The sequence below is a fragment of the Serratia sp. LSHTC3 genome (assembly GCF_057197125.1).
The window spans coordinates 300,289-325,718 of sequence record NZ_JBXUNP010000004.1 but is presented as its reverse complement, the minus strand read 5'-3'; the positions used below and the strand labels follow the sequence as shown (position 1 = coordinate 325,718).

Below are 25,430 nucleotides of genomic sequence, written 5' to 3'. Positions count from 1 at the left end.
GTATCTGCCGGGCATGCGCCCGCTTGCGTTATTTTTTTAGCTATTGCTAGCTACTCCTCAAGATCGCCCTGGTTCTGGTAATCCATAATTTTTAATGAGGTTTTTTACCATGAATCAGACGCTACTTTCAGACTTCGGCACGCCAACAGAACGCGTTGAACGCGCGATCGACGCACTGCGCAACGGGCGCGGCGTAATGGTGCTCGATGATGAAAACCGTGAAAACGAAGGTGACATGATCTTCGCCGCGGAAACCATGACCGTTGAGCAGATGGCGCTGACTATTCGCCACGGCAGCGGCATCGTGTGCCTGTGCATCACCGAAGAACGCCGTCAGCAGCTTGAGCTGCCGATGATGGTGACCAACAACTCCAGCCAGTTCCAGACCGCCTTCACCGTGACCATCGAAGCGGCGCAGGGCGTGACCACCGGGGTTTCCGCTTCCGATCGCCTGACCACCATCCGTGCGGCGGTGGCAGACAGCGCCAAGCCGAGCGACCTGAACCGTCCGGGCCACGTGTTCCCGCTGCGCGCGCAGCCGGGCGGCGTGCTGAGCCGCCGCGGCCACACCGAAGCGACCATCGATCTGGTTTCCATGGCCGGCTTCAAACCCGCCGGCGTGCTGTGTGAACTGACCAACGACGATGGCAGCATGGCGCATGCGCCGGAAGTGATTACCTTCGCCAAACAGCACGACATGGTGGTGCTGACCATCGAAGATCTGGTGGCCTACCGCCAGGCGCACGAGAAAAAAGCCAGCTGATCGCCGGCCGCTTTCAACGATAAAAAAGCCGCGTAAAGCGGCTTTTTTTGTGGCTAGCGTTTTGACAGGCGTTCGCCGATGCGGCTGGCGTAATTCATCACATGGAAGGTGTAGTTCTCCTCCACCGTGCCCTGGAACAGGTGCGCCCAGGGGCCGATGGCGTAGATGCCGAGATCTTCCCCGCCGTGCGTCTCGCTGTTCAGCGGCACCAGCGCCGGCTGAATAAAGTCAGGCGCGGTGGCCTGTTCCATGGTTAATGCCGGGCGCTCGGTCAGCGGGATTATGCCGCCGGGGCCGTTGGCGAAGCCGACGGTGGTGTAGGGCTTGCCGTCGCTGCCCAGCCGCGGTTTGCCGTCGACGCCGACGGAAATGCCGAGGATAGGATTGCCGCGCTTGGCATAGCCGGCGATGGTCAGCGTGTGGCTGTGATCGCCGGTCACGATCACCAGCGTGTCGTCCAGATTGACCTTATCGATGATGGTTTTCACCGCTTCGTTCAGCGCGACCGCGTCGCTCAACGTGCGGTAGGCGTTGCCGTTATGGCTGCCGTGATCGATGCGTCCACCCTCGACCAACAGCAGGTAACCTTCGGGATTCCTGGCCAGAATATCGATGGCCTTGCCGGTCATTTCCGCCAGTGAGGGTTCTCCCGCCGCGTCTTGCCGCCGATCGTGCTCGAAGTTCATGTGCGACGGTTCGAACAGGGCCAACAGGTGGTCGACTTTGGTCGGATCGATTTTGTCGAACTGCGCCTGATTCCAGACGTATTGCCCACGCTCGCCGTAGCGTTGCATCCAGACCTGCGTCAGGTCGCGGCCGTCCTTTCTGGCGCCTTTCTTGCCGGGATATTCCGGATCGCTCACGCTGTCGGGCAGAAAGTTGGCGCGCCCGCCGCCCATCGCCACGTTCAGGCCGTTGCCGTACTTCATTTCCACCAGCTGGCGCGCGATGTCGCGACAGCCTGCGGCCAGGGCATCCGCCGGCATTTTGGCGTCAGATTCCCAGTCGCGATTGGCGATATGGGCATAGGTGGCGCCCGGCGTGGCGTGGGTAATGGTCGCGGTCGTCACGGCGCCGGTGGACATGCCGAGCGTTGCGGCCATCTCCCACAGCGTGGTGACGGCCTTGGTTTGCTGATCCTCGCAGTTGTTGAGGGTAGCCGTATGGTTGAGGCCCATCAGATCGTTGATGGTTTTGACGCCGGTGGTCATCGCTACCGCGCTGGGCGCAGAGTCGGTGATCTGGGCGTCGGCGGAATAGGTTTTGGCCGCCGCCAGATAGGGGAAGGCCTCCCAGGCCAGCACGTTGGATTCGCCATCCACGCCGCGCTGCTGCCCTTCAAAAATGCGGGCGGCGGTCACGGTGGAAAACCCCATGCCGTCACCGACGACCAGAATGACGTTTTTGGCGCGGTTGGTGTTTGGCGTTTGCTTCAGCCGCTGTTGCAGCTGAGTTTGCGCCTGAAGGAAGTAAGGATCTTCGCGCTGCGTCAGCTGCGCGTTGTCCGCCGCGCCGGTGCTTGCCGTCCAGCCGGCGAGTAAGAATATGGAAAGCGTCAGGCGGGTGAGTCTGAACATGAATTCCTCCTTGGTGAGACGTGATTCCCGTAGCGCCGACGGGCTGCCAACACCCTGTCGACTGACAGAGGAGTGTATCGAATGTGTTAACAAAAAATACACAAATTGTTCACAAATTAGATCTGTGTGGCAGTAATGCCATGGTATTCACGGAATTTATTAATTAATTGAAAAATATGTGTTTTTTAACTTTCTGTTGGCCGGTGCATTTTTGCGCTTTTTAATTCAAATTTATTGAATATCTTCATCACGGTTATCCGGCTGTGTTGCTGCGGCAAAGCGCGTAATGTAGCGGCATAGCACAATTTGAACTAAGGATCCCTCTATGAACACCTCTCGTATGCCGGCACTGTTTCTTGGCCACGGTAGCCCGATGAACGTGCTGGAAGACAACCGTTACACCCGGGCATGGCGTGCGTTGGGTGAGTCATTGCCGCGCCCGAAGGCGATCGTGGCGGTTTCCGCGCATTGGTATACCCGCGGCACTGCGGTCACCGCGATGGAAAAACCCAAAACCATTCACGACTTTGGCGGGTTCCCGCAGGCGCTGTTTGATACCCGCTATCCGGCGCCGGGCTCTCCCGCGCTGGCCGCGCAGCTGCAGCAAATTCTGGCGCCGGTGCCGGTAACGGCGGATCTCGGCGAGTGGGGATTGGATCACGGCACCTGGGGTGTCCTGATCAAGATGTATCCCGATGCTGACATTCCGGTGGTGCAGCTTAGCCTCGACGGCACGCAGCCGGCGGCCTATCACTATGAGCTGGGCCGCAAACTCGCCGCGCTGCGGGACGAGGGCGTGATGATCGTCGCCAGCGGCAACGTGGTGCACAACCTGCGCATGGTGAAATGGCAGGGCGATACCAGCGCCTACCCGTGGGCGGAATCTTTCAATAACTTTGTCCGGGATAACCTGCGTTATCGGGGCGATAACCATCCGCTGGTGGATTTCATGCGCCATGAGGGGGCGGCGCTGTCGAATCCGACGCCGGAACACTATCTGCCGTTGCTGTATGTGCTCGGCGGCTGGGATGGAAAAGAGGCCATCAGCGTGCCGATCGACGGTATCGAAATGGGGGCGCTTAGCATGCTGTCGGTGCAGGTGGGCTAAAGAAAAAACGCCAGTCAGCGACTGGCGTTTTTACCTTCAGCGGGGCGATCAGCCGAGGATGGTGTGCGGATAGAAGCGCGACAGATCCTGCGTGATCAGTTCGCGATCTTCGCGCAGGCCGATGCCGCAGGGCTGATCGTTCACCAGCCAGCTGCCGATCAGCGTGTAGCTGTCTTCGAACTTCGGCAGCGGATGGAACTGTTGCACGATCATGCCTTCTTCACCGTACGGCCCATCGACGCGCGCCACTTCCTGACCGTTTTCGACGATCTGGATATTGGCGCCTTCGCGCGAGAACAGCGGTTTGGTGACGTAATGATCCATCGGCGGATGATCGTCTTGCGCGAAATAAGCCGGCAGCAGGTTAGGGTGGTTCGGGAACATTTCCCACAGCAGCGGCAGCAGCGCCTTGTTGGAGATGATGCTTTTCCAGGCCGGCTCCAGCCAGCGCACGCCGGCGTCTTCCAGCTTGGTGGAGAACATCTCGCGCAGCATGAATTCCCACGGATAGAGCTTGAACAGGTTGCCGATCACCTGATCCTGCAGATCGGTGAATTGACCTTTCTCGCCAAGGCCAATCTCTTCCATGAACAGGAACTCGGTCGGCAGACCGGCTTCCTGCGCGCAGTCCTGCAGATATTGCACCGTGCCGCGATCTTCTTCGCTGTCCTGGCAGCACGCCAGGTGCAGCAGGCCGAAGCCGTGATGCGCTTTCAGCTCGGCGAAACGCTCGATCAGCTTCTCCTGCAGGCTGTTGTACTGATCCGATTGCGGATCCAGCTTGCCGGCATTGATCTGATCTTCCAGCCACAGCCACTGGAAGAAGGCCGCTTCATACAGCGAGGTCGGCGTATCGGCGTTGTTCTCCAGCAGCTTCGGCGGGTTGACGCCGTCGTAGGCCAGATCGAGACGCGAATACAGCGACGGCTGGTTGGTGCGCCAGGAGCTGCGCACGAACTCCCAGGTGTGTTTCGGGATGCAGAACTTGGCCATCAGCTCGTCGCTGCCGACCACTTTCTCCACCACCTGCAGGCACATCTGATGCAGCTCGGCGGTGGCGCTTTCGATCTCTTCAATCTGCGCCAGCGTGAACTGGTAATAGGCGTCTTCACACCAGTACGGCTCGCCGTACATGGTGTGGAAACGAAAACCGAACTCGGTCGCTTTTTCACGCCAGTCCGGGCGCTCAGTAATAGCAATACGTTTCATGCATCAACCGCCCATGCTGCGAGAGCCGGAGTTGGAGGTGGCACTGCTGCGCTGCATGCTGGTCTGCTTGGCCACGGTCTCGCCGAAACCGCCGCGGGTAACGGTATTGGTGACCGCAGGCTTCGGCGCCATGGCGGTTTTCGGCACCGTCATGGTGCGGCCGCCGGCGGTGGCCGGGCCGTAGCTCTTGCCGCTGGCGTCGACAAACTTGCCGTTCGCCGGGCTGGCGGCATTCTTGGAGGTGAACAGCGGCTGCTGCGCGAAGCCGGAACCGCCCATCAGGCGGCCCATCATGTAGCCCGCCATCAGCGGCATCCAGAAGCTGCCGCTGCTTTGTGATTCCGCCGCCATGCCGGCCTGTGCCGGAGCCTGGGTACACTGCGCTTCGCCGAACTCGGCGACGCAGTCTTCGCGAGTGGCGTATTTCGGCGCGGTTTTCGCCGCTTCTTTCAGGGCATTGTTGTAGGAGGTGGTGCACTGCTCGCTCATCGAAGGATTGGCGCGCGAACAGTCATCGGCATTCTGATACAGGGAGACCGTTTCATCGCTCTTCTCGCAGCCGGCCAGCATAAAGACGGCGCTGATCGCCAAAGCCACGGGCGCGACACGGTAGCTGCGCCAGGATTTGCGGAACGTCTCTTGGTTGATGTTTTTTGTCCGTTTCATCGTTATCAATCCCATCATGCGGGCTGTTTTCGCCCTTTCCCAGTAGTGGCGCTAAGGATAGGGGAAACATGGTCAAAATTAAAGCTGAAACGCCCGCAGAATCCACTCTTTACGCAGTTATACGTTGGGGTGTGCGCCAGTTCGCTTTCGCGGCGAAAAAACGCGCGTTAGCGTTTCATCATGAAACGTTGTCGCTATGATGATGTTCCATAATGGAACAAAAATCGCGTGACTCGCCAGGCGGGCGACAGGCGCTCATAGTCGAAGCACAACAACAAGCCGGCGGCGAAGCCGGCGCGTCATCACCTGATATCTGAACGTTACCATCGCCAACTCCCTACAAGGATCCGGTTATGTTGAGAATCATCCAGTCACCAGGCAAATACATTCAGGGCGCCAATGCGCTGTCCGCCGTCGGCGAATACGCCAAATCCCTCGCCGACCATTATTTCGTGATCGCTGACGACTTTGTGATGCAGCTGGCGGGCGACACCCTGATGGGCAGCCTGCAGCAGCACGGCGTGAAACATCATGCGGCCCGCTTCAACGGCGAGTGCTGCCGTAAAGAGATAGACCGCCTTGGCCGCGAGCTGCAGACCCACGGCTGCCGCGGGGTGATCGGCGTCGGCGGCGGCAAGACGCTCGACACCGCCAAGGCCGTCGCCCACTACCAACGGCTGCCGGTGGTGCTCATTCCCACCATCGCCTCCACCGATGCGCCGACCAGCGCGCTGTCGGTTATCTACACCGAACAGGGCGAATTCGCTGAATACCTGATCTACCCGCGCAACCCGGACATGGTAGTGATGGACAGCGCCATCATCGCCAAAGCGCCGGTGCGCCTGCTGGTAGCCGGCATGGGCGACGCGCTCTCCACCTATTTCGAAGCCCAGGCCTGCTTCGACGCGCAGGCCACCAGCATGGCCGGCGGCAAATCGACGCTGGCGGCGCTCAGTCTGGCGCGGCTGTGCTACGACACGCTGCTGGCCGAAGGGGTGAAGGCCAAGCTGGCGGTCGAAGCCGGCGTGGTGACGGAAGCGGTGGAACGCATCATTGAGGCCAATACGTATCTGAGCGGCATCGGCTTCGAGAGCAGCGGGCTGGCGGCGGCGCACGCCATTCACAACGGTTTCACCGTGCTGGAGGAGTGTCACCACCTGTATCACGGCGAAAAAGTGGCGTTCGGTACCCTGGCGCAGCTGGTGCTGCAGAACAGCCCGATGGCGCAGATTGAAACCGTGCTGGCGTTTTGTCATGGCATCGGCCTGCCGATCACGCTGGCGCAGATGGGCATTACCGGCGACGTGGCGACGAAGACGATGGCGGTGGCCGAGGCCAGCTGCGCCGCGGGTGAAACCATTCACAACATGCCGTTCAAGGTCACCCCTGCCGGGGTGCAGGCGGCGATCCTGACGGCGGATAGGCTGGGCGCCGCCTGGCTGCTGCGTCATTGATACCGTTGGGGCGCGGTGCGCCGCGCCCCTGGCTTACAGAGGAAACCATCGTGAAAAAACTGATTAATCAGGTCGAGTCGGTGTTGGAAGAGCAGTTGCAGGGGCTGGCGGAAGCTCACCCCGAGTTGCTGGTGCACGCGGATCCGGTGTTCGTGACCCGCGCCGACGCGCCGGTGGCGGGCAAAGTGGCGATCCTGTCCGGCGGCGGCAGCGGCCATGAGCCGATGCACTGCGGCTTCGTCGGTGAAGGGATGCTCGACGGCGCCTGTCCGGGCGAGATTTTCACCTCGCCGACGCCGGATAAAATGTACGAGTGCGGTCAAGCGATCGACGGCGGCGCCGGGGTGCTGCTGCTGATCAAGAACTACACCGGCGACGTGCTCAACTTCGAAACCGCCACCGAGCTGCTGCACGACAGCGGCGTCGCGGTGGCGACGGTGCTGGTGGATGACGACGTGGCGGTCAAAGACAGCCTGTTTACCGCTGGGCGGCGCGGGGTGGCCAACACCGTGCTGATGGAGAAACTGTTGGGCGCCGCCGCGGCGCGCGGCGACGATCTGGACAGCGTGGTGACGCTGGGGCATCGCATCAACAACCACGGGCATTCGATCGGCATCGCGCTGGGCGCCTGTACCGTGCCGGCCGCCGGCAAGCCGTCGTTCACCCTGGCGGAGAACGAAATGGAGTTCGGCGTCGGCATTCACGGCGAGCCAGGCATTGCGCGCCGCCCGTTCACCACGCTCAACGCAGCGGTGGACGACATGTTCCATACGTTGATCGACCACGGCCACTATCAGCGCGCGATCCGCGTCTGGGATCGTCAGCAGGGCGAGTGGCGCGACGAGATGCAGACCAAGCAGCCGTTGACGCGCGGCGATCGGGTGATCGCGCTGGTCAACAATCTGGGCGCCACGCCATTGTCTGAGTTGTATGGCGTGTACCATCGGCTGGCGGAGCGCTGTGCCGAGGCGGGCATCATCATTGAACGCAACCTGGTGGGTTCTTATTGCACCTCGCTGGATATGCAGGGGGTATCCATCACGTTGTTGAACGTGGACGACGAGCTGTTGTCCTTGTGGGATGCGCCGGTGAAAACGCCTGCGCTGCGTTGGGGTTGCTGAGGAGGAATCATGGCGTTGACCAAACAACAGGTTGTCGATTGGCTGATGCGTTGCGGCGAGGTGTTCAGCCGGGAGCGCGATTTTCTGACCCAGTTGGACACCGAGATCGGTGATGCCGACCACGGTTTGAACATGAATCGCGGTTTCAATAAGGTGGTGGAAAAACTGCCGTCGGTGGCGGACAAAGACATCGGTTTTATCCTGAAAAACACCGGCATGACGCTGCTGTCGAGCGTGGGGGGCGCCAGCGGTCCGCTGTTCGGCACCTTCTTCATCCGCGCGGCGCAGGCGGCGAACGCCAAGCAAAGCCTGGATCTGACGGAGCTGCATCAGGTGATGCAGGAAGGGGTTGAAGGCGTGGTGATGCGCGGCAAAGCGGAGCCGGGCGACAAGACCATGTGCGACGTCTGGTGGCCGGTGGTGGAAAGCCTCGGCCAGTCCGCGCAGCAGAACCTGAGCGTGGCGGAGGCGCTGCAGCGCGCCGCCGACAGCGCCGAGCGGGCGGTGGAGAGCACCATCACCATGCAGGCGCGCAAGGGGCGGGCCAGTTACCTGGGCGAGCGCAGCATCGGCCACCAGGATCCCGGCGCCACTTCGGTGATGTTGATGATGAAAACGCTGGCCGAGGTCGCCGGCAGTTAGCAGGAGGCGAGATGATTAATATCGTGGTGGTTTCGCACAGCGCGTTGCTGGCGCGCGGCGTTGAGCAGTTGGCGCGGCAGATGATGCGCGGCGACGGCTGCAAACTAGCGCTGGCGGCGGGTGTGGATGACGAGCAGCACCCGATCGGCACCGACGCGGTCAAAGTGATGGAGGCGATCGAAGCGGTCGCCGACGGCGATGGCGTTCTGGTGCTGATGGATCTGGGCAGCGCGCTGCTCAGTGCCGAAACCGCGCTCGATCTGCTGGACCCGGATCTGGCCGCCAAAGTGCGGCTGTGTGCGGCGCCGCTGGTTGAAGGCACGCTGGCGGCGGTGGTTGCCGCCAACTCCGGCGCCTCACTGGAGCAGGTGGTAGCGGAGGCGCAGGGGGCGCTGCAGGGCAAACAGGCACAGCTGGGCGAGGCTTCACCTACGGCGAAAACCGTGGCCTTGCCGCTGGCGCAGGGCAAAAGCGCAACCTGGACGGTGCAGAATCCGCACGGGTTGCATGCGCGCCCGGCGGCGCGGCTGGTCGAGACGCTGGCGCCGTTCAAGGCCGAGCTGGTGCTGGAAAAGCAGGGGCAGTGCGTCGATCCGCGCAGCCTCAATCAGCTGGCGCTGCTGCAGGTGCGTCACGGCGACACCATCCGTTTGATCGCCGACGGCGCGCAGGCGGACGAGGCGCTGGCGGCGTTCAAAGCGTTGGCGGAGCAGCATTTTGGCGAGACGGTCTCCGAGCGGCAGCAGCCTTCGCTGCACGGTATTCCGGTGGCGGAAAGCGTCACCAGCGGGCCGGTGTTCCAGGCTTACAGCTTCTGGCCACCCACGTCCGAGCGGCGCATCGGCGCGGACGAGGTATTGGGCGAACAGCAACGCCTGCGGGAGGCGCTACAGCATACGCTGAGCGATCTGAACCGGCTGGCGGAACGCACCGGCACGCTGATCGGCAAGCCGCAGGCGGCGATCTTCGGCGCCCACAGCATGCTGCTGGACGATCCGGATCTGCAGCAGGCGGCTTACACCCGCATCGCGCAACAGCTGTGCAGCGCCGAGCAGGCCTGGCGACAGGTGCTGGAGGCGATCGCCGAAGAGTACCGCGAGCTGGATGACGACTACATGCGGGCGCGCGAACTGGACGTGCGCGACATGCTGCGCCGCACGCTGTGCCATCTGCAGGGGCTGCCGCTGCCGGTTATTGCGCTGACAGAACCGTCAATATTGGTGATGGACGAACTGATGCCTTCGGAGGTGGTGATGCTCGACAGGCGGCTGGTGCTCGGCATCTGTCTGAGTGGCGGCAATGCCCTGTCGCACAGCGCCATTTTGGCGAAGGCGATGGGCATTCCGATGGTGGTCGGCATGCAGGATTGCCTGAGCAAAACCCGCAGCGGGCAGAAGGCGATGCTGGACGCCGCGCGCGGGGTATTGCAGCTCAGCCACTAGGCGCGCAGCTTGAACTGGCGGATGTCGATCCCGTGCTGTTTGATCTTCCGCCACAGCGTGGTGCGGCCTATGCCCAGCAGCTGCGCCATTTCCGTCAGCTGGCCGCGGCTGACGGTCGCTGCGCGCAGGATCGCCTGGCGTTCCATGTCTGTCAGCGTCAACAGCGGTGCGCCGGGCTGCGGATCGCTTTCCAGCAGCGACGGCTGGCCGAGCAGGTGCGCCGGCAGATCCGCCAGCTGGATGTGGTGGCCGTGGCAAATCATCGCCGCGCGCTCCACCACTCCTTTCAGCTCCAAATCGTTGCCCGGCCACAGGTAGAGAGCCAGCTGGGCCATCACTTCGTCATCCACCCGAAAGCGACACTGGAAATGCTGCTCCAGCGTGCGCAAATGGTGTTTGACCAGCAGCGGAATATCGCTCAGCCGCTGGCGCAGCGGCGGGATCTGGATCTCGAACGCCTGCAGGCTGTAAAACAGCTGGCGGCGGAAGCGGTTTTGCTGCACCAGCAGCGGCAGATCGGCGGCGCTGCCGGCGATCACCCGCACATCGACCGGGATCACCCGGCTGGAATTGAGGCGGATCACCACGCCGGTTTTCAGCACCTGCAGCAACGCCGACTGCATCTCCGCCGGCAGGTATTCGATCTGTTCGAGGTACAGCGTACCGCCGTTGGCCAATTCGAATTTGCTGAGCTGGCCCGCCTCTTCTTCGCTGGCGTCGCTGCCCAGCAGCTCACGCAGCCCCTGCGCCTGCGGCAGCAGTTGGCAGTTGAGGGCGATATACGGCCCGGCGGCGCGTTCGCCGGCGTTGTGGATGGCCTGGCTGAGTAGCTCTTTGCCGACGCCTTCCTCCCCGCGCAGCAGGATCGGATGCTGGCCTTTGGCCGCCTGCTGGCCGTAACGGATCAGCCGCCGCATCTCCAGCGAGGCGGAGGGCATCTGCTCGAAGCTGTGGCTGACGCGCCCCAGCTGGCTGCTGACATATTGGCGCAGCCGTTCGAGCGGGTGCAGCAGGGCGATGAAACTGCAGCGATCGCCGTCGAAAATCGGCTTGAGCGTCAGCAAGGCGGCGATAAATTGCCGCTGGCTTTCGAAGGTGACTTCGACGTGTTGCAGCGGTTGCCGATCGGCGATGGCGCGCTTGAGCAGAGCGGGCAGCGTCAGCAACTGCGCCAGCGGTTTGCCCTGGCTCTGCTGCTCGTCCAGTTTTAGCAGGCCGGCGGCGCGCTGGTTGATGTATTGCAGGTAGCCGCGATGATCCCAGGCCATCACGCCGTCGTCCACGCCATCCAGCAGGCCGTAAAGCTGGTTCAGATGGCGGTTGGATTCCGCCAGCAGGCCGTCGGCGTTCAGCGAATTGCCTATTTCGCGGGCGATGGCCAGCGTCAGCGACAGATCGCCGGCGGCGCTGTCGGCCAGCAGGCAACCCAGGGCGATCGAGCCGCGCTGGCGGCCGCTGTTGTCGTAGACCGGCGTGGCGCAGAACGACCAGCCGTGCAGCGCCCGGCGCACGTGTTCTTCACCGCTCACCCGCACCGGGTGGCCTTCCGCCGCCGCCAGCGCCGGGGCATTGGTGCCGATCTGTCCCTCGGCCCAGTAAGCGCCGGGGGCGAATCCCAGTTGCTGCAGAGTCTCCCAGGTTTGGGCGTCGCCGCAGTGCCACAGCATGCAGCCGCTCTCGTCGAGGATCATCAGCAGGCAACGCCGCGGCTCCATGTATTCGCAGGCGTCTTCCAGTGCCGCCTGGCCGAGCGTCAGCAGATCGTTCTTGCGGCGGCAAATCGATTCGAAGGTGGCGCCCTGCGCGCGGTGCGGCGCTTGCCAGACATCAGGCTGCATCAGGCTGCGGCAGCGCAGCCAGGAGGCGTAAACCGCCTGTGCCGGGCGCAGCGGCGGCGGCAATTCGCCGTCGTTAATCAGACGCTGCCAGCGTGAATCGTTGTCCATCGAACCTCATCCAGACTGCGAAAACGAGAGTGACGATGATACCACCTGACGCGGCGGCGGCTGTGAGGCGGCGGGCAGAAGTGGTGAAATCGAGGCAAAAAAAACGGGGCGCGGCGCAGGCCGAACCCCGTGTTTGTCAGCGTGCGCGCATCAGTTGCGGAATGGGTTGCCGCTGTGGCGAGCCGGTTGGCTGGTGGTAACGGCCGGCGCGGATGCGCGAGTGGCCGCCGGTACCGGCGCCGCGGTCTGTTGCATCGGCGCATTGTCCTGATAGCCGTCTGCATAGGCGTCCTGCGCGCGGTTTTGCGGTGCGACGGCGTCAGGCGCGGTCGATACCGGCTTGCCCAACGCGCCGTTCAGCAGCAGCAGATCGTTCTGGTTCAGCGTGCCGAGCGCCGACTTGATGTTCAGCTGGTTGATCAGATAGGTATAACGCGCGTCGGACAGCTGACGTTTGGCGTTATACAGCGTGGTGGTGGCGTCCAGCACGTCGACGATGGTGCGGGTACCGACCTGATAACCGGCTTCCATCGCGTCCAGGGAGCTTTGCGCGGAGATCACCGCCTGTTTGTAGGCGTTGATGCTGCTGATCGAAGCGTTAACGTTGTTGAACGACGAACGAACGGTCTGCACCACGCTGCGGTGTGAGCTTTCCAACTGCTCGCTGGCGCCGACAAAGCCGTACTGCGCTTGTTTCACCTGCGAATTGGTCGCGCCGCCGCTGTACAGCGGCAGGTTGAAGCTGATGCCGACCTTATTTTGGCCCGCATCGGAGTCGCTGTAGCGTGCGGCATTCGCGCCACCGGTATTGGAGCCGTTGTATTTGGTATTGCTGATGCCGGTTGACGCGCTGACGTCAATCGTCGGCATATAGCCGGTTTGGGCTGCGCGGATTTGCTCGCGCGCCAGATCCTGGCTCAGACGGGCGGACAGCAGGCTCAGGTTGCGCGCTTCCGCTTCTTTCAGCAGGTTGTTCACCGCTTCCGGGCGCTGGGTGCTGAAGCGATCGGTGTTCAGCGAGGCCAGTTCGGGGTAGAAGGTGCCGGTGACCTGACGCAGCGTTTCCAACGCGTTGTCCAGATCGTTGCGGGCGGAGACTTCCGCCGCCAGCACGGTGTCATAGTTCGAGCGGGCGTTCTGCACGTCGGTGATCGCCACCAGGCCCACGTTGAAGCGCTGGGTGGTTTGATCCAGCGTGCGGTATACCGCGTCTTTCTGCGCCTGGGTATAGGACAGCGTATCGATCGCTTTCAGCACGTTGAAGTAAGCGGTCGCCGTGTTGAGAATAAGCTGCTGTTCCGCTGTCTGGAAGGTAACGTCGGAGATGCCGGCGGTCTTTTCCTGCAGCGTCAGCTGGCGCCATTTCGACATGTCGAAGATGGTTTGCGTCAGCGCCAACGAACCGCTGGTCACGTTGCTGTTAACGCCATTGCTGTCACGATAGCCGTTGGTGTAATCGTAACCTGCGGTTAAACCGAGCTGCGGCAGCAACGGGCTGCGCGCTTCATTGATCTTTTCGAATGCGGCGTCGCGGTCAGCTGCACTTTTGCGCAGATCCGGGTTACTTTCCCTGGCCTGTTTGTAGACCTGCAGCAGGTTCTCTGCCTGGCTCATTGCACTGAAGCCGCCCAGGCTCAGTCCGATAAGAAGGGGGAGCAGTTTCTTCATTTGCATTCCTTGTTGTGCAGCAATATTGCTATGTTAGCGCTGACGATAGACGAAATAGTTGCCGATTCTAGCAGAGTCTGAGGTACGCATCAGGTGGCTGAATGTGCCATCTCACGTAACTTTTACCTTTCAGACCGCCCATTTACCTTGGCGTACTGCCCGGGCCGACTGCAGCTGATATTATGGCTGACAATCCGGATTGTTTCCCGCTATTACCTGCGAGCGCACAAACGTGCCGCATCCGGCGGCGAAAAACAGCCTAACATAAAGCCGCGGCGGAGAGTCCCGCTGTTTCTGTCATCAAAACCGTTTATTTTATCGGCATACTCAAGCAGGAGAATTCGCGCATGAACCGTTCGCAGCCATCGCCCGTTACTTTCGATAAAAAAGATGTAGAAATTATTGCACGCGAGACGCTGTACCGTGGTTTTTTTTCACTCAATTTATACCGGTTTCGCCATCGGTTGTTCAATGGCGAAATGAGCCCTGAAATCACGCGTGAAATTTTCGAACGCGGCCATGCGGCGGTGCTGCTGCCCTACGATCCGGTGCGCGACGAGGTTGTGCTGATTGAACAACTGCGCATCGCCGCGGTCGATACCAGTAATTCGCCCTGGCTGCTGGAAATGGTGGCGGGTATGATCGAAACCGGTGAAAGCGTCGAGGACGTGTGCCGCCGCGAAGCGCAGGAGGAGGCCGGCGTGGTGGTCGGGCGCTGCAAACCGGTGCTGAGCTATCTGGCCAGCCCCGGCGGCACCAGCGAACGTTTGTCGATCATGGTCGGCGAAGTGGACGCCGGCACCGCCGAGGGCATCCACGGCCTGGCGGAAGAACATGAAGATATCCGCGTTCATGTGGTCAGCCGCGAACAGGCTTACCGCTGGGTTGAGGAAGGCGCGATCGATAACGCCGCATCAGTGATTGCATTGCAATGGCTGGCGTTGCACCATGAATCGTTAAGAAAAGAGTGGGCCAACTAATGAAACAGCGCTATACCCCTGATTTCCCCGAAATGATGAGATTGTGCGAAACCAACTTCGCGCAATTGCGCCGCTTGCTGCCGCGCAACGACGAAGCGGGCGAAACGGTGACTTATCAGGTGAACGGCGCCGGCTATCGTTTGACCATCGTTGAGTCCACGCGTTACACGTCGCTGGTGGAGATCGAGCAGATCTTTCCGGCGGTCAGCTACTGGAGCCTGCCCGCGATGACGGTGCGGTTGTACCATGACGCCATGGTTGCGGAAGTGTGTTCCAGTCAGCAGATCTACCGCTTTAAAGCGCGTTATGATTATCCTAATAAAAAGTTGCATCAACGCGACGAAAAGCATCAAATTAACCAGTTTCTTGCTGATTGGCTGCGCTACTGTTTGGCGCATGGAGCGATGGCGGTTCCGGTTTGTTAGACAGACTGAAATAACAAAGGACACCATTTGGAAAGCCTGTTTAAACTGCCCGTGGCGAGTGGGGCCGCGGTCAGGATTCTACAAATAACAGATACCCACCTTTTTGCCGGCGAACACGAGACGTTGCTCGGCATCAATACCTATCGCAGCTATCACGCGGTGCTGGACGCCATCCAGGCGCAGCGCCGCGACGTCGATTTGATCGTCGCCACGGGAGATTTGGCGCAGGATCATTCGCAAGAGGCGTACCGCCACTTCGCCGCCGGCATCGCGCAACTGCCGGCCCCCTGCGTGTGGCTGCCGGGCAACCACGATTTTCAACCGGCGATGGTCGACGCATTGGCCGCCGCGGGCATCGCGCCTTCCAAACAGGTGCTACTGGGCGATAACTGGCAAGTGCTGATGCTGGACAGCCAGGTGTTCGGCGTGCCGCACGGCGAATTGAGCGAATACCAGCTGGAGTGGATGGAGCGCTGCCTGCAGGCTCACCCCGAGCGCTATACGCTGTTGCTGCTGCACCATCATCCGCTGCCTTCCGGCTGTACCTGGCTCGATCAGCACAGCCTGCGCAACCCGCATATGCTGGGCGCGATCCTGCTGCGTTATCCGAAAGTGAATACCGTGGTGTGCGGGCACATTCACCAGGATCTGGATCTGGAATGGCAGGGGCGGCGCCTGTTGGCGACGCCGTCTACCTGCGTGCAATTCAAGCCGCACTGCACGAACTTCACCATTGACGACGTTTCCCCCGGCTGGCGCTACCTCGATCTGCTGCCGGACGGTCGCGTCGAGACGCAGGTGTTCCGCCTGGAAAACGACGACTTCCGCCCCGATATGGACTCGGATGGATACTGATGCCTTCGACACTGCTCTACCTGCACGGTTTCAACAGCTCGCCGCAGTCGGCCAAGGCGGTGGCCTTCAAGGCCTGGCTGGCCGAACACCATCCCGATATCGAGATGTTGGTGCCGCAGCTGCCGGCCTTTCCGGCGGAGGCCGCCGAGATGCTGGAAAATCTGGTGCTGGAACGCGCCGGGCAAACGCTCGGGCTGGTCGGCTCATCGCTGGGCGGCTATTACGCCACCTGGCTGTCGCAGTGTTTTTCCCTGCCGGCGGTGGTGGTCAACCCGGCGGTCAAGCCGTTTGAGCTGCTGGTCGACTACCTCGGCGCCAACGAGAACCCCTACACCGGCCAGCAATATGTGTTAGAGTCTCGGCACGTTTACGATCTGAAAGTGATGCAGATCGATCCTTTGGAGTCGCCGGATTTAATCTGGCTGCTGCAGCAAACGGGCGATGAAATTCTCGATTACGGCCAGGCAGTGGCGTATTACACCGCGTGTCGGCAAACGGTGGAGTCGGGTGGAAACCACGCCTTCGTCGGTTTCGAGCACTACTTCCCCCAGATTGTGGATTTTTTAGGGCTAAACGCGGTCTGACGGGCCGTTCCGGCACCTCCCTTTAACCACGAAAAAATAATCAACGATGACTCAATCCAGCTATAACGCTGATGCCATTGAAGTACTCAGCGGTCTAGAACCAGTGCGCCGTCGTCCCGGCATGTATACCGACACGACGCGCCCAAACCACCTCGGCCAAGAGGTGATCGATAACAGCGTCGACGAAGCGTTGGCCGGCCACGCCAAGCGCATCGACGTGATCCTGCACGCCGATCAGTCGCTGGAAGTGATCGACGACGGCCGCGGCATGCCGGTGGACATCCACCCGGAAGAGGGCGTGCCGGCGGTTGAGTTGATCCTGTGTCGGCTGCACGCCGGCGGTAAATTCTCGAATAAAAACTACCAGTTCTCCGGCGGCCTGCACGGCGTGGGCATCTCGGTGGTCAACGCCCTGTCGAAGCGGGTGGAAGTCAACGTGCGCCGCGACGGCAACGTTTACAGCATCGCCTTCGAAAACGGCGACAAAGTGCAAGATCTGACGGTGACCGGCACCTGCGGCAAACGCAACACCGGCACCAGCGTGCACTTCTGGCCCGACGAACAGTTCTTCGACAGCCCGCGTTTCTCGGTATCGCGCCTGACTCACCTGCTGAAAGCCAAAGCGGTGCTGTGCCCCGGCGTCGAGATCTATTTCATCGATAAGGTGAACAACACCGAGCAGCGCTGGTGCTACCAGGACGGCCTGACCGACTACCTGATGGAAGCGGTTAACGGCCTGATCACCCTGCCGGAAGCGCCGTTCGTCGGCAACTTCGCCGGTGACACCGAAGCGGTGGACTGGGCGCTGCTATGGCTGCCGGAAGGCGGCGAGCTGCTGACTGAAAGCTACGTCAACCTGATCCCGACCATGCAGGGCGGCACCCACGTCAACGGCCTGCGTCAGGGGCTGCTGGACGCGATGCGCGAGTTCTGCGAATTCCGCAATATTCTGCCGCGCGGCGTGAAGCTGTCGGCGGAAGATATCTGGGATCGCTGCGCCTACGTGCTGTCGGTGAAGATGCAGGATCCGCAGTTTGCCGGGCAGACCAAAGAGCGTCTTTCCTCGCGTCAGTGCGCGGCCTTCGTTTCCGGCGTGGTGAAAGATGCCTTCAGCCTGTGGCTGAACCAGAACGTTCAGGCGGCGGAACAGCTGGCCGAGCTGGCGATCTCCAGCGCCCAGCGCCGTCTGCGCGCCGCCAAGAAAGTGGTGCGCAAGAAGCTGACCAGCGGGCCGGCGCTGCCGGGCAAGCTGGCGGACTGCACCTCGCAGGATCTGGCCATGACCGAACTGTTCCTGGTGGAAGGGGATTCGGCGGGCGGATCGGCCAAGCAGGCGCGCGATCGTGAATATCAGGCGATCATGCCGCTGAAGGGCAAGATCCTGAATACCTGGGAAGTGTCCTCGGACGAAGTGCTGGCCTCGCAGGAAGTGCACGACATTTCCGTGGCGATCGGCATCGATCCGGACAGCGAAGATCTCAGCCAATTGCGCTACGGCAAAATCTGCATCCTGGCGGATGCGGACTCCGACGGCCTGCATATCGCCACGCTGCTGTGCGCGCTGTTCGTGCGCCACTTCCGTTCGCTGGTGAAAGGCGGCCACGTCTATGTCGCCATGCCGCCGCTGTATCGCATCGATCTCGGTAAAGAAGTGTTCTACGCGCTGGATGAAGAAGAGAAAGCCGGCGTGCTGGAACAGCTGAAGCGCAAGAAGGGCAAGCCGAACGTGCAGCGCTTTAAAGGGCTGGGCGAGATGAACCCGCTGCAGCTGCGCGAAACCACCCTCGATCCGAACACCCGCCGTCTGGTGCAACTGACGGTGGCGGAGGATGATGTCGATCAGACGCTGGCGGTGATGGACATGCTGTTGGCCAAGAAGCGTTCGGAAGATCGCCGCAACTGGTTGCAAGACAAGGGCGACATGGCCGAATTGGCGGTCTGAGCCTGACCCTGGCCCGGTGAAACGCCGGGCTGGCTTCCCGCAGGGCGTTCATGCGGCGCCCGATAACCTGGGCCGGAATGCATGAAGATCACGCTCGAAGAATTGCTGGCGTTCACCTCGGTGGTCGACAGCGGTTCTATCACCGCCGCCGCCGATCGGCTCGGCCAGACAACATCCGGCATCAGCCGCGCGCTCAGCCGCCTGGAGAATAAGCTCGATACCACCCTGATGCGCCGCACGACGCGTCGTTTGGAGCTGACCGAAGAGGGGCTGAGCTTCCTGAACCATGCGCGTACGATCATCAGCTCGGTGGAAAATGCCGAAGAGCAAATGGCGGTGCGCCGGCAAATGCCCGCCGGGCGGCTGCGGATCAATGCGGCCGCACCTTTTATGGAGCACGTCATCGTGCCGCTGGTGGCGGGATTCAGAGAACGTTATCCGCAAATTTCGCTCGAGCTGAACACCGACAACCTGATTATCGATCTGCTGGAAAAACGCACGGATATTGCCATTCGCATCGGGGCGTTGCGTGATTCGACCATTCATGCGCGCGCGCTGGGAGCCAGCCGGCTGCGCATCCTCGCCAGCCCGGCTTATCTGCAGCAGCACGGCACGCCGCAGAGCGTGGAGGAGTTGCATCGGCATTGTCTGCTCGGTTTTACCCAGCCGGAGTCGCTGAACCAGTGGCCATTGCGCTATCGCCAGGCGCCGCATTTCGCCATCACGCCGACGATCTCTGCGTCCAGCGGTGAAACGCTGCGGCAATTGGCGCTGCAGGGCGAGGGGATCGTACAGCTGGCAGACTTTATGACCCGTCGCGATCGGGAAGCCGGCAAGTTGGTGACGTTGCTGGAGCAGGAGACGCTGGACGTGCGCCAGCCGATCAACGCGGTGTATTACCGCAATACGCAATTGGCGGCGCGCATCACCTGTTTTCTTGACTACGTCAGCGCGCACATCGACGCGCAGACGTTATAAGGCGGAGCTTACAGGGCGTTTTCCAGGATGTAGATCTCGGTGTCCAGCACGCTGTCCTTGATGGTCTCGCGGTGTTTGAGCATGTGCTCAATGGCCAGGTGTTTTTCCAGATGCGTCATGCTTTCCCATTTCTCCAGCATGAACACCGAATCCGGCGACCGTTTCTGCCAGGGGGCCTGGGTATTGCTGTCGACCATCGGCGTATATTCGCCGCAGCCGTCTTCCGCCAGCACCAGCGGCACCAGTTTTTCAATGGCTTGCAGTACGGTGGCGCGGTGGCCGGGTTTCACTTTGATTTCTGCGATTACGGTGATCATGTCTGCCTCGTTGATGAGAATGTTCTGCGTCAGTTAAGCAAAAATTTTCGCCAAATGCTCGCGATAACGTGCGATGTCCGCTTCGATATCCGGTTGTTTTATCACGTTATTGCAGATAAAGGTCGGCAGCGCTTCCATTCCCAGGAACTGGTTGGCCTTGTGGAAGTGCAGGTAAACGCCGTCGACGCCGACGCCGTGGAAGAACTGATCGGGATCGGTGAAAGCCTCCATCGGGGCGTTCCAGGTCAGGCTCAGCAGGTATTTTTTGCCCTGGATCAGGCCGCCGGAGCCATATTTTTTGCTTTCGTCAGAACGAGAGCGCCCGTCGTTGGCATACAGGCTGCCGTGACCGGCGGTGAACACTTCATCGATGTATTTTTTCAGGATCCAAGGTTCGCCCATCCACCAGCCCGGCATCTGATAGATGACCGCGTCGGCCCACAGGTATTTCTGTACTTCGGCTTCGATGTCATAGCCGTCGTCGACCACGGTGACCTGCACATCGTGCTGCAGATCGCGCAGGAAGCTTTCCGCCACGTCGCTCAGGGTTTGGTTGAGTTCGCCGTTGGAATGGCCGAATTGTTTTTTAGCGTTGATAATCAGGATATTGCTCATCTTTCGCGGCTCCCGTCAGTGTTAAGATATGGCATGCTTCCCGCGGAAAAGGCGGAAACCATCTCGCTGGTGACGAGTGTAATCGTGAGTCAGGCAAGTAAAAATGCGATCCAGCGCACAACAGTGTTGACTGCCAGTCAATAAAGAGGCCGCCAGGTAGCGAAATTTTGCATAAACCGCATCGCGCAATCGGCCGTCGCCGGCGATCCTTGCGCCAACTGTGACAGCTACCCCGCAGATGGGTTACTATCGCGGGCAGAATCGACAAGCGATGCCTTTTGTCGTCCAAGGGATTGCCAAGCCACGGTCTGAGGATAATTGAGTAATGAGTGATCTGACTCATGACGGTGTAGAGCGTTTACCGCTGCACACATTCACTGAAAACGCCTATCTGAACTATTCCATGTACGTCATCATGGATCGGGCGTTGCCGTACATTGGCGACGGTTTGAAGCCGGTACAACGCCGCATCATCTACGCCATGTCTGAGCTGGGGCTGACCAACAGCGCCAAATTCAAGAAATCCGCCCGCACCGTGGGCGACGTGCTGGGTAAGTATCACCCGCATGGCGACAGCGCGTGTTATGAAGCCATGGTGCTGATGGCGCAGCCGTTCTCGTATCGCTATCCGCTGGTGGACGGTCAGGGGAACTGGGGTGCGCCGGACGATCCCAAGTCGTTCGCGGCGATGCGTTATACCGAATCGCGCCTGTCCAAATACGCCGAGGTCTTGCTGGCCGAACTGGGCCAGGGCACGGTCGACTGGATCCCGAACTTTGACGGCACGCTGCAAGAGCCGAAGATGCTGCCGGCGCGTCTGCCGAACATCCTGCTGAATGGCACCACCGGCATCGCGGTCGGCATGGCGACCGACATTCCGCCGCACAACGTGCGCGAAGTCGCCGCTGCGGCAGTGGCGCTGCTCGACAAGCCGGGCGCCTCGCTCGATGACCTGCTCGAGTTCGTGCAGGGGCCGGACTTCCCGACCGAAGCCGAGATCATTACCCCGCGCGATGAAATTCGCAAAATTTACCAGAGCGGCCGCGGCTCGGTGCGCATGCGCGCCGTGTGGAAGAAAGAGGACGGCAGCGCGGTGATCACCGCCTTGCCGCATCAGGTCTCCGGCGCCAAGGTGCTGGAGCAGATCGCCAGCCAGATGCGCGCCAAGAAGCTGCCGATGGTCGAGGATCTGCGCGATGAATCCGACCATGAAAATCCGACGCGTCTGGTGATCGTGCCGCGTTCCAACCGCATCGATCTGGAGCAGGTGATGAATCACCTGTTCGCCACCACCGATCTGGAACGCAGCTACCGCATCAACATGAACATGATCGGTCTGGACAACCGCCCGCAGGTGAAAGGGCTGGTGGAGATCCTCACCGAATGGCTGGCCTATCGTCGCGATACGGTGCGCCGCCGCCTGAACTACCGCCTCGAGAAGGTGCTCAAGCGTTTGCATATCCTCGAAGGTTTGCTGGTGGCGTTCCTCAATATCGACGAGGTGATCCACATCATCCGCAGCGAGGATGAGCCGAAGCCGGTGCTGATGCAGCGTTTCGGCATCTCCGATACCCAGGCGGAAGCGATCCTCGAGCTGAAACTGCGTCACCTGGCCAAGCTGGAAGAGGTCAAGATCCGCGGTGAGCAGGACGAGCTGGCGAAAGAGCGCGATCAACTGCAGGCGCTGCTGGCGTCCGAGCGCAAGCTGAATACGCTGATTAAGAAAGAGATCCAGGCCGACGCGCAAACCTACGGCGACGATCGCCGTTCGCCGCTGACCGAGCGCGCGGAAGCCAAGGCGATGAGCGAGCACGACTTCGTGCCGTCCGAGCCGGTGACCATCGTGCTGTCGGAAATGGGCTGGGTGCGCAGCGCCAAGGGCCACGACATCGATCCGACAGGGTTGAGCTACAAGGCCGGCGACAGCTTCCGCGGCGCGGCGCGCGGCAAGAGCAACCAGCCGGTGGTGTTTATCGACTCTACCGGGCGCAGCTATGCGCTCGATCCGATGACGCTGCCATCGGCGCGCGGGCAGGGCGAGCCGTTGACCGGCAAGCTGACGCCGCCGCCGGGCGCCACCATTGAGCAGGTGCTGATGGCGGCCGACGATCAAAAACTGCTGATGGCCTCAGACGCCGGTTACGGTTTCGTTTGCACCTTCAACGATCTGGTGGCGCGCAACCGCGCCGGCAAGGTGATGATCACGCTGCCGGACAACGCCAGAGCGCTGCCGCCGATGGAGATCCACGGCGCAGACGATATGCTGCTGTCGATCACCGCCGCCGGGCGCATGCTGATGTTCCCGGTCGCCGATCTGCCGCAGCTGTCGAAGGGCAAGGGCAACAAGATCGTCTCCATTCCGGCGGCGCAGGCCGCCGCCGGTGAAGACAAGCTGGCCTGGCTGTTCGTGCTGCCGCCGCAGGCCTCCGTCACGCTGCACGTCGGCAAACGCAAGCTGACGCTGCGTCCGGAAGATCTGCAGAAGTTCCGCGCGGAGCGCGGCCGTAAGGGCACCCAGCTGCCGCGCGGCCTGCAGCGCATCGATCGCGTCGAAGTGGATGCGCCGGTGCGGGCGTCGGGCGGCGACAGCGAAGAGTAAGCGTTGGCGCCGGCGTTAACGGGCGGTCGCAGCGAGCTGTGGCCGCCTTATTTATTTTTGCTGGCGTTTATTTTCCAAATAGTTAACATTTCTGCGCATAAAATTATTGTGCGTACTGCCGCCTGGCAGGAAAATAGCGAGAAATGCAGGCGACATCGGCGTGCTTACCGCCTGGCCGGCAAATAATGAGTAAAGGAATCTGCGCAGCGAAGTAAACTGCGTTGGCAGTGTGCTAATGAGGTTGTTATGTTATTGATTTTGCGTGCCGTTCTCGCCACTCTTTTCTGTATTCTGGTGTGTATTTTCGGTTCTGTTTATTGCTTGTTCAGCCCGCGCAACCCTCGCCATGTGGCGACCTTCGGCCATCTTTTCGGCCGCCTGTCGACGCTGTTCGGCATCAAGGTTGAAACCCGCGTGCCGGCCGATGCGGCCAACAATGGCAACTGCATCTATATCGCCAACCACCAAAATAACTACGACATGGTGACGGCCTCCAATATCGTGCAGCCGCGCACCGTGACCGTCGGTAAAAAAAGTCTGGTGTGGATCCCGTTTTTCGGCCCGCTGTATTGGCTGACCGGTAATCTGCTGATAGATCGTGATAATCGCGCCAAGGCGCACGGCACCATCGCCCAGGTGGCGGAGCAGTTCAAAAAGAAAGACATTTCGATCTGGATGTTCCCGGAAGGGACCCGCAGCCGCGGTCGTGGGCTGATGCCGTTTAAAACCGGCGCCTTCCACGCGGCCATTGCCGCCGGCGTGCCGATTGTGCCGATCTGCGTATCGACCACCAGCGGTAATATAAATCTTAATCGCTGGAATAACGGTCATGTGATCGTCGAGATGTTGGCGCCGGTGGATACCAGCAAATACGGCAAAGAAAACGTGCGCGAGCTGGCGGCCCATTGCCGCGAGCTGATGGAGGCGAAAATCGCCGAATTGGACGCCGAAGTCGCCCAGCGCAACGCCGCCAAAAAATAAGAGTCTACCGGCTTCAAAGAATAGGATTTTAATTGGCGTTCAGCGCCGTTAACGCCTGAACGCCTGCTAATCTTGATTGGCGGGCGTTTGGGTTTTGCACACGGTTTAGTTATTGCTTTTCATGGAGAAAATATGTCACTCAGTCGACGTCAGTTTTTACAGGCATCGGGCCTGGCGCTGTGCGCGGGCGCCGTGCCGCTGAGGGCTGAGGCGAGCGGAACGCAGACCCCGTTACCCATTCCCCCGCTGCTGGAGTCTCGCCGCGGTCAGCCGCTGTTCCTGACCTTGCAGCGCGCCCATTGGGCGTTTATGGATAACCGTAAAGCGGCGGTGTGGGGCATCAACGGCATGTACCTGGGGCCGACGGTGCGGGTTTACAGCGGTGACGACGTCAAACTGATCTACAGCAACCGCCTGCAGGAGCCGGTAGCGATGACCGTCAGCGGTCTGCAGGTGCCAGGCACGCTGATGGGCGGCGCGCCGCGCATGATGTCGCCTAACGTCGACTGGTCGCCGGTGCTGCCCATTCGTCAGGCGGCGGCCACCTGCTGGTACCACGCCAACACGCCGAACCGTATGGCGCCGCACGTTTACAACGGGCTGGCCGGGCTGTGGCTGGTGGAAGATGCCGTCAGCAAAGCGCTGCCGCTGCCCAACCACTACGGCGTCGACGATTTCCCGCTGATCATTCAGGACAAACGCTTCGATAACTTCGGCACACCGCAATACGATGCACCGTCGCAGGGCGGTTTCGTCGGCGATACGCTGTTGGTCAACGGCGTGCAAAACCCGTATGTCGACGTGTCGCGCGGCTGGGTGCGTCTGCGCCTGCTTAACGCCTCCAACGCGCGCCGCTATACCCTGCAGCTCAGCGACGGGCGGCCGTTCAACGTGATTGCCAGCGATCAGGGCTTCCTGCCTGCGCCGGTCGCGGTGCAGCAGCTGTCGTTGGCGCCTGGCGAACGCCGGGAAGTGCTGATCGACATGTCGAAGGGCGAAGAGGTGACCATCACCGCCGGTGAAGCGGCGGGCATCATGGATCGCCTGCGCGGCCTGTTCGAGCCGTCGAGCATTCTGGTGTCCACCCAGGTGCTGACGCTGCGCCCGACCGGCCTGCTGCCGCTGGTGACCGACAACCTGCCGATGCGCCTGCTGGCGGATCAGCTGTTGGACGGCAGCGCCAGCCGCACCCGCGACTTCCGCCTGGGCGACGGCGGCGTCGGCATCAACGGCGCGATTTGGGACATGAACCGCATCGACGTACAGGCGCAGCAAGGCACCTGGGAACGCTGGAACATTCACGCGGATACGCCGCAGGCGTTCCATATTCAGGGCGTGCAGTTCCTGATCAAACGCGTCAACGGCGCGCAGCCGATGGCGGAAGATCGCGGCTGGAAGGACACCGTCTGGGTTGATGGCGACGTCGAGCTGCTGGTGTATTTCAACCAACCTACCTCCGAACACTTCCCGTTCCTGTATTACAGCCAGACGCTGGAGATGGCCGATCGCGGCACCGCCGGCCAGCTGATGGTGCAGCCGACGATGTAATCTGCGCTGT

At 61.1% G+C, this 25,430-nt stretch carries 22 protein-coding genes; 15 read left to right on the top strand and 7 right to left on the bottom strand.

All coding sequences use genetic code 11. The features are described from left to right. The first annotated feature begins 109 nt into the window (after nucleotides 1-109). Nucleotides 110-763, top strand: coding sequence for a 3,4-dihydroxy-2-butanone-4-phosphate synthase (gene ribB / locus AC2CGI_RS17140; protein ID WP_004937218.1), 654 nt, complete (start codon nucleotides 110-112; stop codon nucleotides 761-763). 53 nt (nucleotides 764-816) lie between these two features. Here the strand turns inward: ribB and AC2CGI_RS17135 are convergent, their stop codons facing one another. Further along, on the bottom strand, nucleotides 817-2,340 hold the full coding sequence (locus AC2CGI_RS17135) for an alkaline phosphatase family protein (RefSeq protein ID WP_076741000.1): 1,524 nt from the start codon (nucleotides 2,338-2,340) through the stop codon (nucleotides 817-819). 325 nt (nucleotides 2,341-2,665) lie between these two features. Here AC2CGI_RS17135 and ygiD point away from each other — a divergent pair, with 325 nt between their 5' ends. Beyond that, nucleotides 2,666-3,448 (top strand): 4,5-DOPA-extradiol-dioxygenase, encoded by a 783-nt coding sequence (gene ygiD, locus AC2CGI_RS17130; RefSeq protein ID WP_076740999.1) that lies wholly within the window; start codon nucleotides 2,666-2,668, stop codon nucleotides 3,446-3,448. Nucleotides 3,449-3,496: 48 nt separating this feature from the next. On the opposite strand, the gene AC2CGI_RS17125 is transcribed toward ygiD, so the two are convergent. Both AC2CGI_RS17125 and AC2CGI_RS17120 read right to left on the bottom strand, forming a co-directional pair. Further along, entirely contained in the window at nucleotides 3,497-4,657 is a 1,161-nt protein-coding gene (locus tag AC2CGI_RS17125) for a glutathionylspermidine synthase family protein (protein ID WP_021505070.1), read from the bottom strand. A gap of 3 nt (nucleotides 4,658-4,660) precedes the next feature. Continuing rightward, a complete protein-coding gene (locus AC2CGI_RS17120) occupies nucleotides 4,661-5,323 on the bottom strand; it encodes a DUF1190 family protein (RefSeq protein ID WP_015379087.1) in 663 nt (220 codons plus the stop codon). A gap of 353 nt (nucleotides 5,324-5,676) precedes the next feature. Here AC2CGI_RS17120 and AC2CGI_RS17115 point away from each other — a divergent pair, with 353 nt between their 5' ends. From AC2CGI_RS17115 to dhaM, 4 genes are read left to right on the top strand one after another with little or no spacing between them, the layout of a single operon-like run. Continuing rightward, a complete protein-coding gene (locus tag AC2CGI_RS17115) occupies nucleotides 5,677-6,777 on the top strand; it encodes a glycerol dehydrogenase (protein ID WP_075685414.1) in 1,101 nt (366 codons plus the stop codon). 50 nt (nucleotides 6,778-6,827) lie between these two features. Continuing rightward, nucleotides 6,828-7,898: a dihydroxyacetone kinase subunit DhaK gene (gene dhaK / locus AC2CGI_RS17110; RefSeq protein WP_015379086.1), complete on the top strand. Its 1,071-nt coding sequence runs from the start codon at nucleotides 6,828-6,830 to the stop codon at nucleotides 7,896-7,898. A 9-nt stretch (nucleotides 7,899-7,907) separates the two neighbouring features. After that, nucleotides 7,908-8,540, top strand: coding sequence for a dihydroxyacetone kinase subunit DhaL (dhaL, locus tag AC2CGI_RS17105; protein ID WP_015379085.1), 633 nt, complete (start codon nucleotides 7,908-7,910; stop codon nucleotides 8,538-8,540). Nucleotides 8,541-8,551: 11 nt separating this feature from the next. Continuing rightward, on the top strand, nucleotides 8,552-9,982 hold the full coding sequence (dhaM, locus tag AC2CGI_RS17100) for a dihydroxyacetone kinase phosphoryl donor subunit DhaM (RefSeq protein WP_015379084.1): 1,431 nt from the start codon (nucleotides 8,552-8,554) through the stop codon (nucleotides 9,980-9,982). Here the strand turns inward: dhaM and dhaR are convergent. Beyond that, on the bottom strand, nucleotides 9,979-11,928 hold the full coding sequence (dhaR, locus tag AC2CGI_RS17095) for a dihydroxyacetone kinase operon transcriptional regulator DhaR (protein WP_075685412.1): 1,950 nt from the start codon (nucleotides 11,926-11,928) through the stop codon (nucleotides 9,979-9,981). The genes dhaM and dhaR overlap by 4 nt on opposite strands. Before the next feature lie 150 nt (nucleotides 11,929-12,078). Next, complete coding sequence (gene hasF, locus AC2CGI_RS17090) at nucleotides 12,079-13,596, bottom strand: multidrug efflux transporter outer membrane subunit HasF (protein WP_075685410.1); 1,518 nt, start codon at nucleotides 13,594-13,596, stop codon at nucleotides 12,079-12,081. A gap of 347 nt (nucleotides 13,597-13,943) precedes the next feature. Between hasF and nudF the strand changes: the two genes are divergently transcribed. The 6 genes from nudF to AC2CGI_RS17060 all read left to right on the top strand — a co-directional run bounded on the left by nudF (nucleotide 13,944) and on the right by AC2CGI_RS17060 (nucleotide 19,360). Beyond that, nucleotides 13,944-14,576: an ADP-ribose diphosphatase gene (nudF, locus tag AC2CGI_RS17085; RefSeq protein WP_004937242.1), complete on the top strand. Its 633-nt coding sequence runs from the start codon at nucleotides 13,944-13,946 to the stop codon at nucleotides 14,574-14,576. Next, on the top strand, nucleotides 14,576-15,001 hold the full coding sequence (locus AC2CGI_RS17080) for a DUF1249 family protein (RefSeq protein ID WP_004937244.1): 426 nt from the start codon (nucleotides 14,576-14,578) through the stop codon (nucleotides 14,999-15,001). Before nudF ends, AC2CGI_RS17080 begins: the two co-directional genes overlap by 1 nt. Nucleotides 15,002-15,028: 27 nt before the next feature. Further along, complete coding sequence (cpdA, locus tag AC2CGI_RS17075; protein WP_004937250.1) at nucleotides 15,029-15,856, top strand: 3',5'-cyclic-AMP phosphodiesterase; 828 nt, start codon at nucleotides 15,029-15,031, stop codon at nucleotides 15,854-15,856. Further along, nucleotides 15,856-16,440: an esterase YqiA gene (gene yqiA, locus AC2CGI_RS17070; RefSeq protein ID WP_015379081.1), complete on the top strand. Its 585-nt coding sequence runs from the start codon at nucleotides 15,856-15,858 to the stop codon at nucleotides 16,438-16,440. The genes cpdA and yqiA overlap by 1 nt, the downstream gene beginning before the upstream one ends. 46 nt (nucleotides 16,441-16,486) lie before the next feature. Further along, nucleotides 16,487-18,382 (top strand): DNA topoisomerase IV subunit B, encoded by a 1,896-nt coding sequence (gene parE, locus AC2CGI_RS17065; protein ID WP_004937254.1) that lies wholly within the window; start codon nucleotides 16,487-16,489, stop codon nucleotides 18,380-18,382. Between the two features lie 81 nt (nucleotides 18,383-18,463). Then, nucleotides 18,464-19,360, top strand: a complete 897-nt coding sequence (locus tag AC2CGI_RS17060; RefSeq protein ID WP_015379080.1) for a LysR substrate-binding domain-containing protein — start codon at nucleotides 18,464-18,466, stop codon at nucleotides 19,358-19,360. Nucleotides 19,361-19,368: 8 nt separating this feature from the next. Here the strand turns inward: AC2CGI_RS17060 and AC2CGI_RS17055 are convergent, their stop codons facing one another. Then, nucleotides 19,369-19,677, bottom strand: a complete 309-nt coding sequence (locus AC2CGI_RS17055) for a putative quinol monooxygenase (protein ID WP_076740998.1) — start codon at nucleotides 19,675-19,677, stop codon at nucleotides 19,369-19,371. A 33-nt stretch (nucleotides 19,678-19,710) separates the two neighbouring features. After that, nucleotides 19,711-20,292, bottom strand: coding sequence for an NAD(P)H-dependent oxidoreductase (locus AC2CGI_RS17050; RefSeq protein ID WP_049189070.1), 582 nt, complete (start codon nucleotides 20,290-20,292; stop codon nucleotides 19,711-19,713). A 325-nt stretch (nucleotides 20,293-20,617) separates the two neighbouring features. On the opposite strand from AC2CGI_RS17050, the gene parC reads away from it, so the two are divergent. The 3 genes from parC to ftsP all read left to right on the top strand — a co-directional run bounded on the left by parC (nucleotide 20,618) and on the right by ftsP (nucleotide 25,420). Then, the gene (gene parC, locus AC2CGI_RS17045; protein ID WP_004937261.1) at nucleotides 20,618-22,891 is read left to right on the top strand and encodes a DNA topoisomerase IV subunit A; all 2,274 of its coding nucleotides are present in this window, start codon (nucleotides 20,618-20,620) and stop codon (nucleotides 22,889-22,891) included. A 246-nt stretch (nucleotides 22,892-23,137) separates the two neighbouring features. Beyond that, nucleotides 23,138-23,872 (top strand): 1-acylglycerol-3-phosphate O-acyltransferase, encoded by a 735-nt coding sequence (locus AC2CGI_RS17040; RefSeq protein WP_004937266.1) that lies wholly within the window; start codon nucleotides 23,138-23,140, stop codon nucleotides 23,870-23,872. Between the two features lie 132 nt (nucleotides 23,873-24,004). After that, nucleotides 24,005-25,420 carry a cell division protein FtsP gene (ftsP, locus tag AC2CGI_RS17035; RefSeq protein ID WP_004937270.1) on the top strand — a complete coding sequence of 472 codons (1,416 nt, stop codon included), beginning with the start codon at nucleotides 24,005-24,007 and terminating at the stop codon, nucleotides 25,418-25,420. Nucleotides 25,421-25,430: the final 10 nt, after the last annotated feature.

Excerpts from the sequence above, each read along its gene's own strand:
- AC2CGI_RS17125 (WP_021505070.1), bottom strand. The coding sequence starts at position 4,657 with ATGAAACGTATTGCTATTACTGAGCGCCCGGACTGGCGTGAAAAAGCG.
- AC2CGI_RS17060 (WP_015379080.1), top strand. The coding sequence starts at position 18,464 with ATGAAGATCACGCTCGAAGAATTGCTGGCGTTCACCTCGGTGGTCGAC.
- AC2CGI_RS17050 (WP_049189070.1), bottom strand. The coding sequence starts at position 20,292 with ATGAGCAATATCCTGATTATCAACGCTAAAAAACAATTCGGCCATTCC.
- dhaM (WP_015379084.1), top strand. The coding sequence starts at position 8,552 with ATGATTAATATCGTGGTGGTTTCGCACAGCGCGTTGCTGGCGCGCGGC.
- ribB (WP_004937218.1), top strand. The coding sequence starts at position 110 with ATGAATCAGACGCTACTTTCAGACTTCGGCACGCCAACAGAACGCGTT.
- ygiD (WP_076740999.1), top strand. The coding sequence starts at position 2,666 with ATGAACACCTCTCGTATGCCGGCACTGTTTCTTGGCCACGGTAGCCCG.
- AC2CGI_RS17115 (WP_075685414.1), top strand. The coding sequence starts at position 5,677 with ATGTTGAGAATCATCCAGTCACCAGGCAAATACATTCAGGGCGCCAAT.
- dhaR (WP_075685412.1), bottom strand. The coding sequence starts at position 11,928 with ATGGACAACGATTCACGCTGGCAGCGTCTGATTAACGACGGCGAATTG.
- nudF (WP_004937242.1), top strand. The coding sequence starts at position 13,944 with ATGAACCGTTCGCAGCCATCGCCCGTTACTTTCGATAAAAAAGATGTA.
- AC2CGI_RS17135 (WP_076741000.1), bottom strand. The coding sequence starts at position 2,340 with ATGTTCAGACTCACCCGCCTGACGCTTTCCATATTCTTACTCGCCGGC.
- hasF (WP_075685410.1), bottom strand. The coding sequence starts at position 13,596 with ATGAAGAAACTGCTCCCCCTTCTTATCGGACTGAGCCTGGGCGGCTTC.
- parC (WP_004937261.1), top strand. The coding sequence starts at position 20,618 with ATGAGTGATCTGACTCATGACGGTGTAGAGCGTTTACCGCTGCACACA.
- AC2CGI_RS17120 (WP_015379087.1), bottom strand. The coding sequence starts at position 5,323 with ATGAAACGGACAAAAAACATCAACCAAGAGACGTTCCGCAAATCCTGG.
- ftsP (WP_004937270.1), top strand. The coding sequence starts at position 24,005 with ATGTCACTCAGTCGACGTCAGTTTTTACAGGCATCGGGCCTGGCGCTG.
- dhaL (WP_015379085.1), top strand. The coding sequence starts at position 7,908 with ATGGCGTTGACCAAACAACAGGTTGTCGATTGGCTGATGCGTTGCGGC.
- parE (WP_004937254.1), top strand. The coding sequence starts at position 16,487 with ATGACTCAATCCAGCTATAACGCTGATGCCATTGAAGTACTCAGCGGT.
- AC2CGI_RS17080 (WP_004937244.1), top strand. The coding sequence starts at position 14,576 with ATGAAACAGCGCTATACCCCTGATTTCCCCGAAATGATGAGATTGTGC.
- yqiA (WP_015379081.1), top strand. The coding sequence starts at position 15,856 with ATGCCTTCGACACTGCTCTACCTGCACGGTTTCAACAGCTCGCCGCAG.
- AC2CGI_RS17055 (WP_076740998.1), bottom strand. The coding sequence starts at position 19,677 with ATGATCACCGTAATCGCAGAAATCAAAGTGAAACCCGGCCACCGCGCC.
- AC2CGI_RS17040 (WP_004937266.1), top strand. The coding sequence starts at position 23,138 with ATGTTATTGATTTTGCGTGCCGTTCTCGCCACTCTTTTCTGTATTCTG.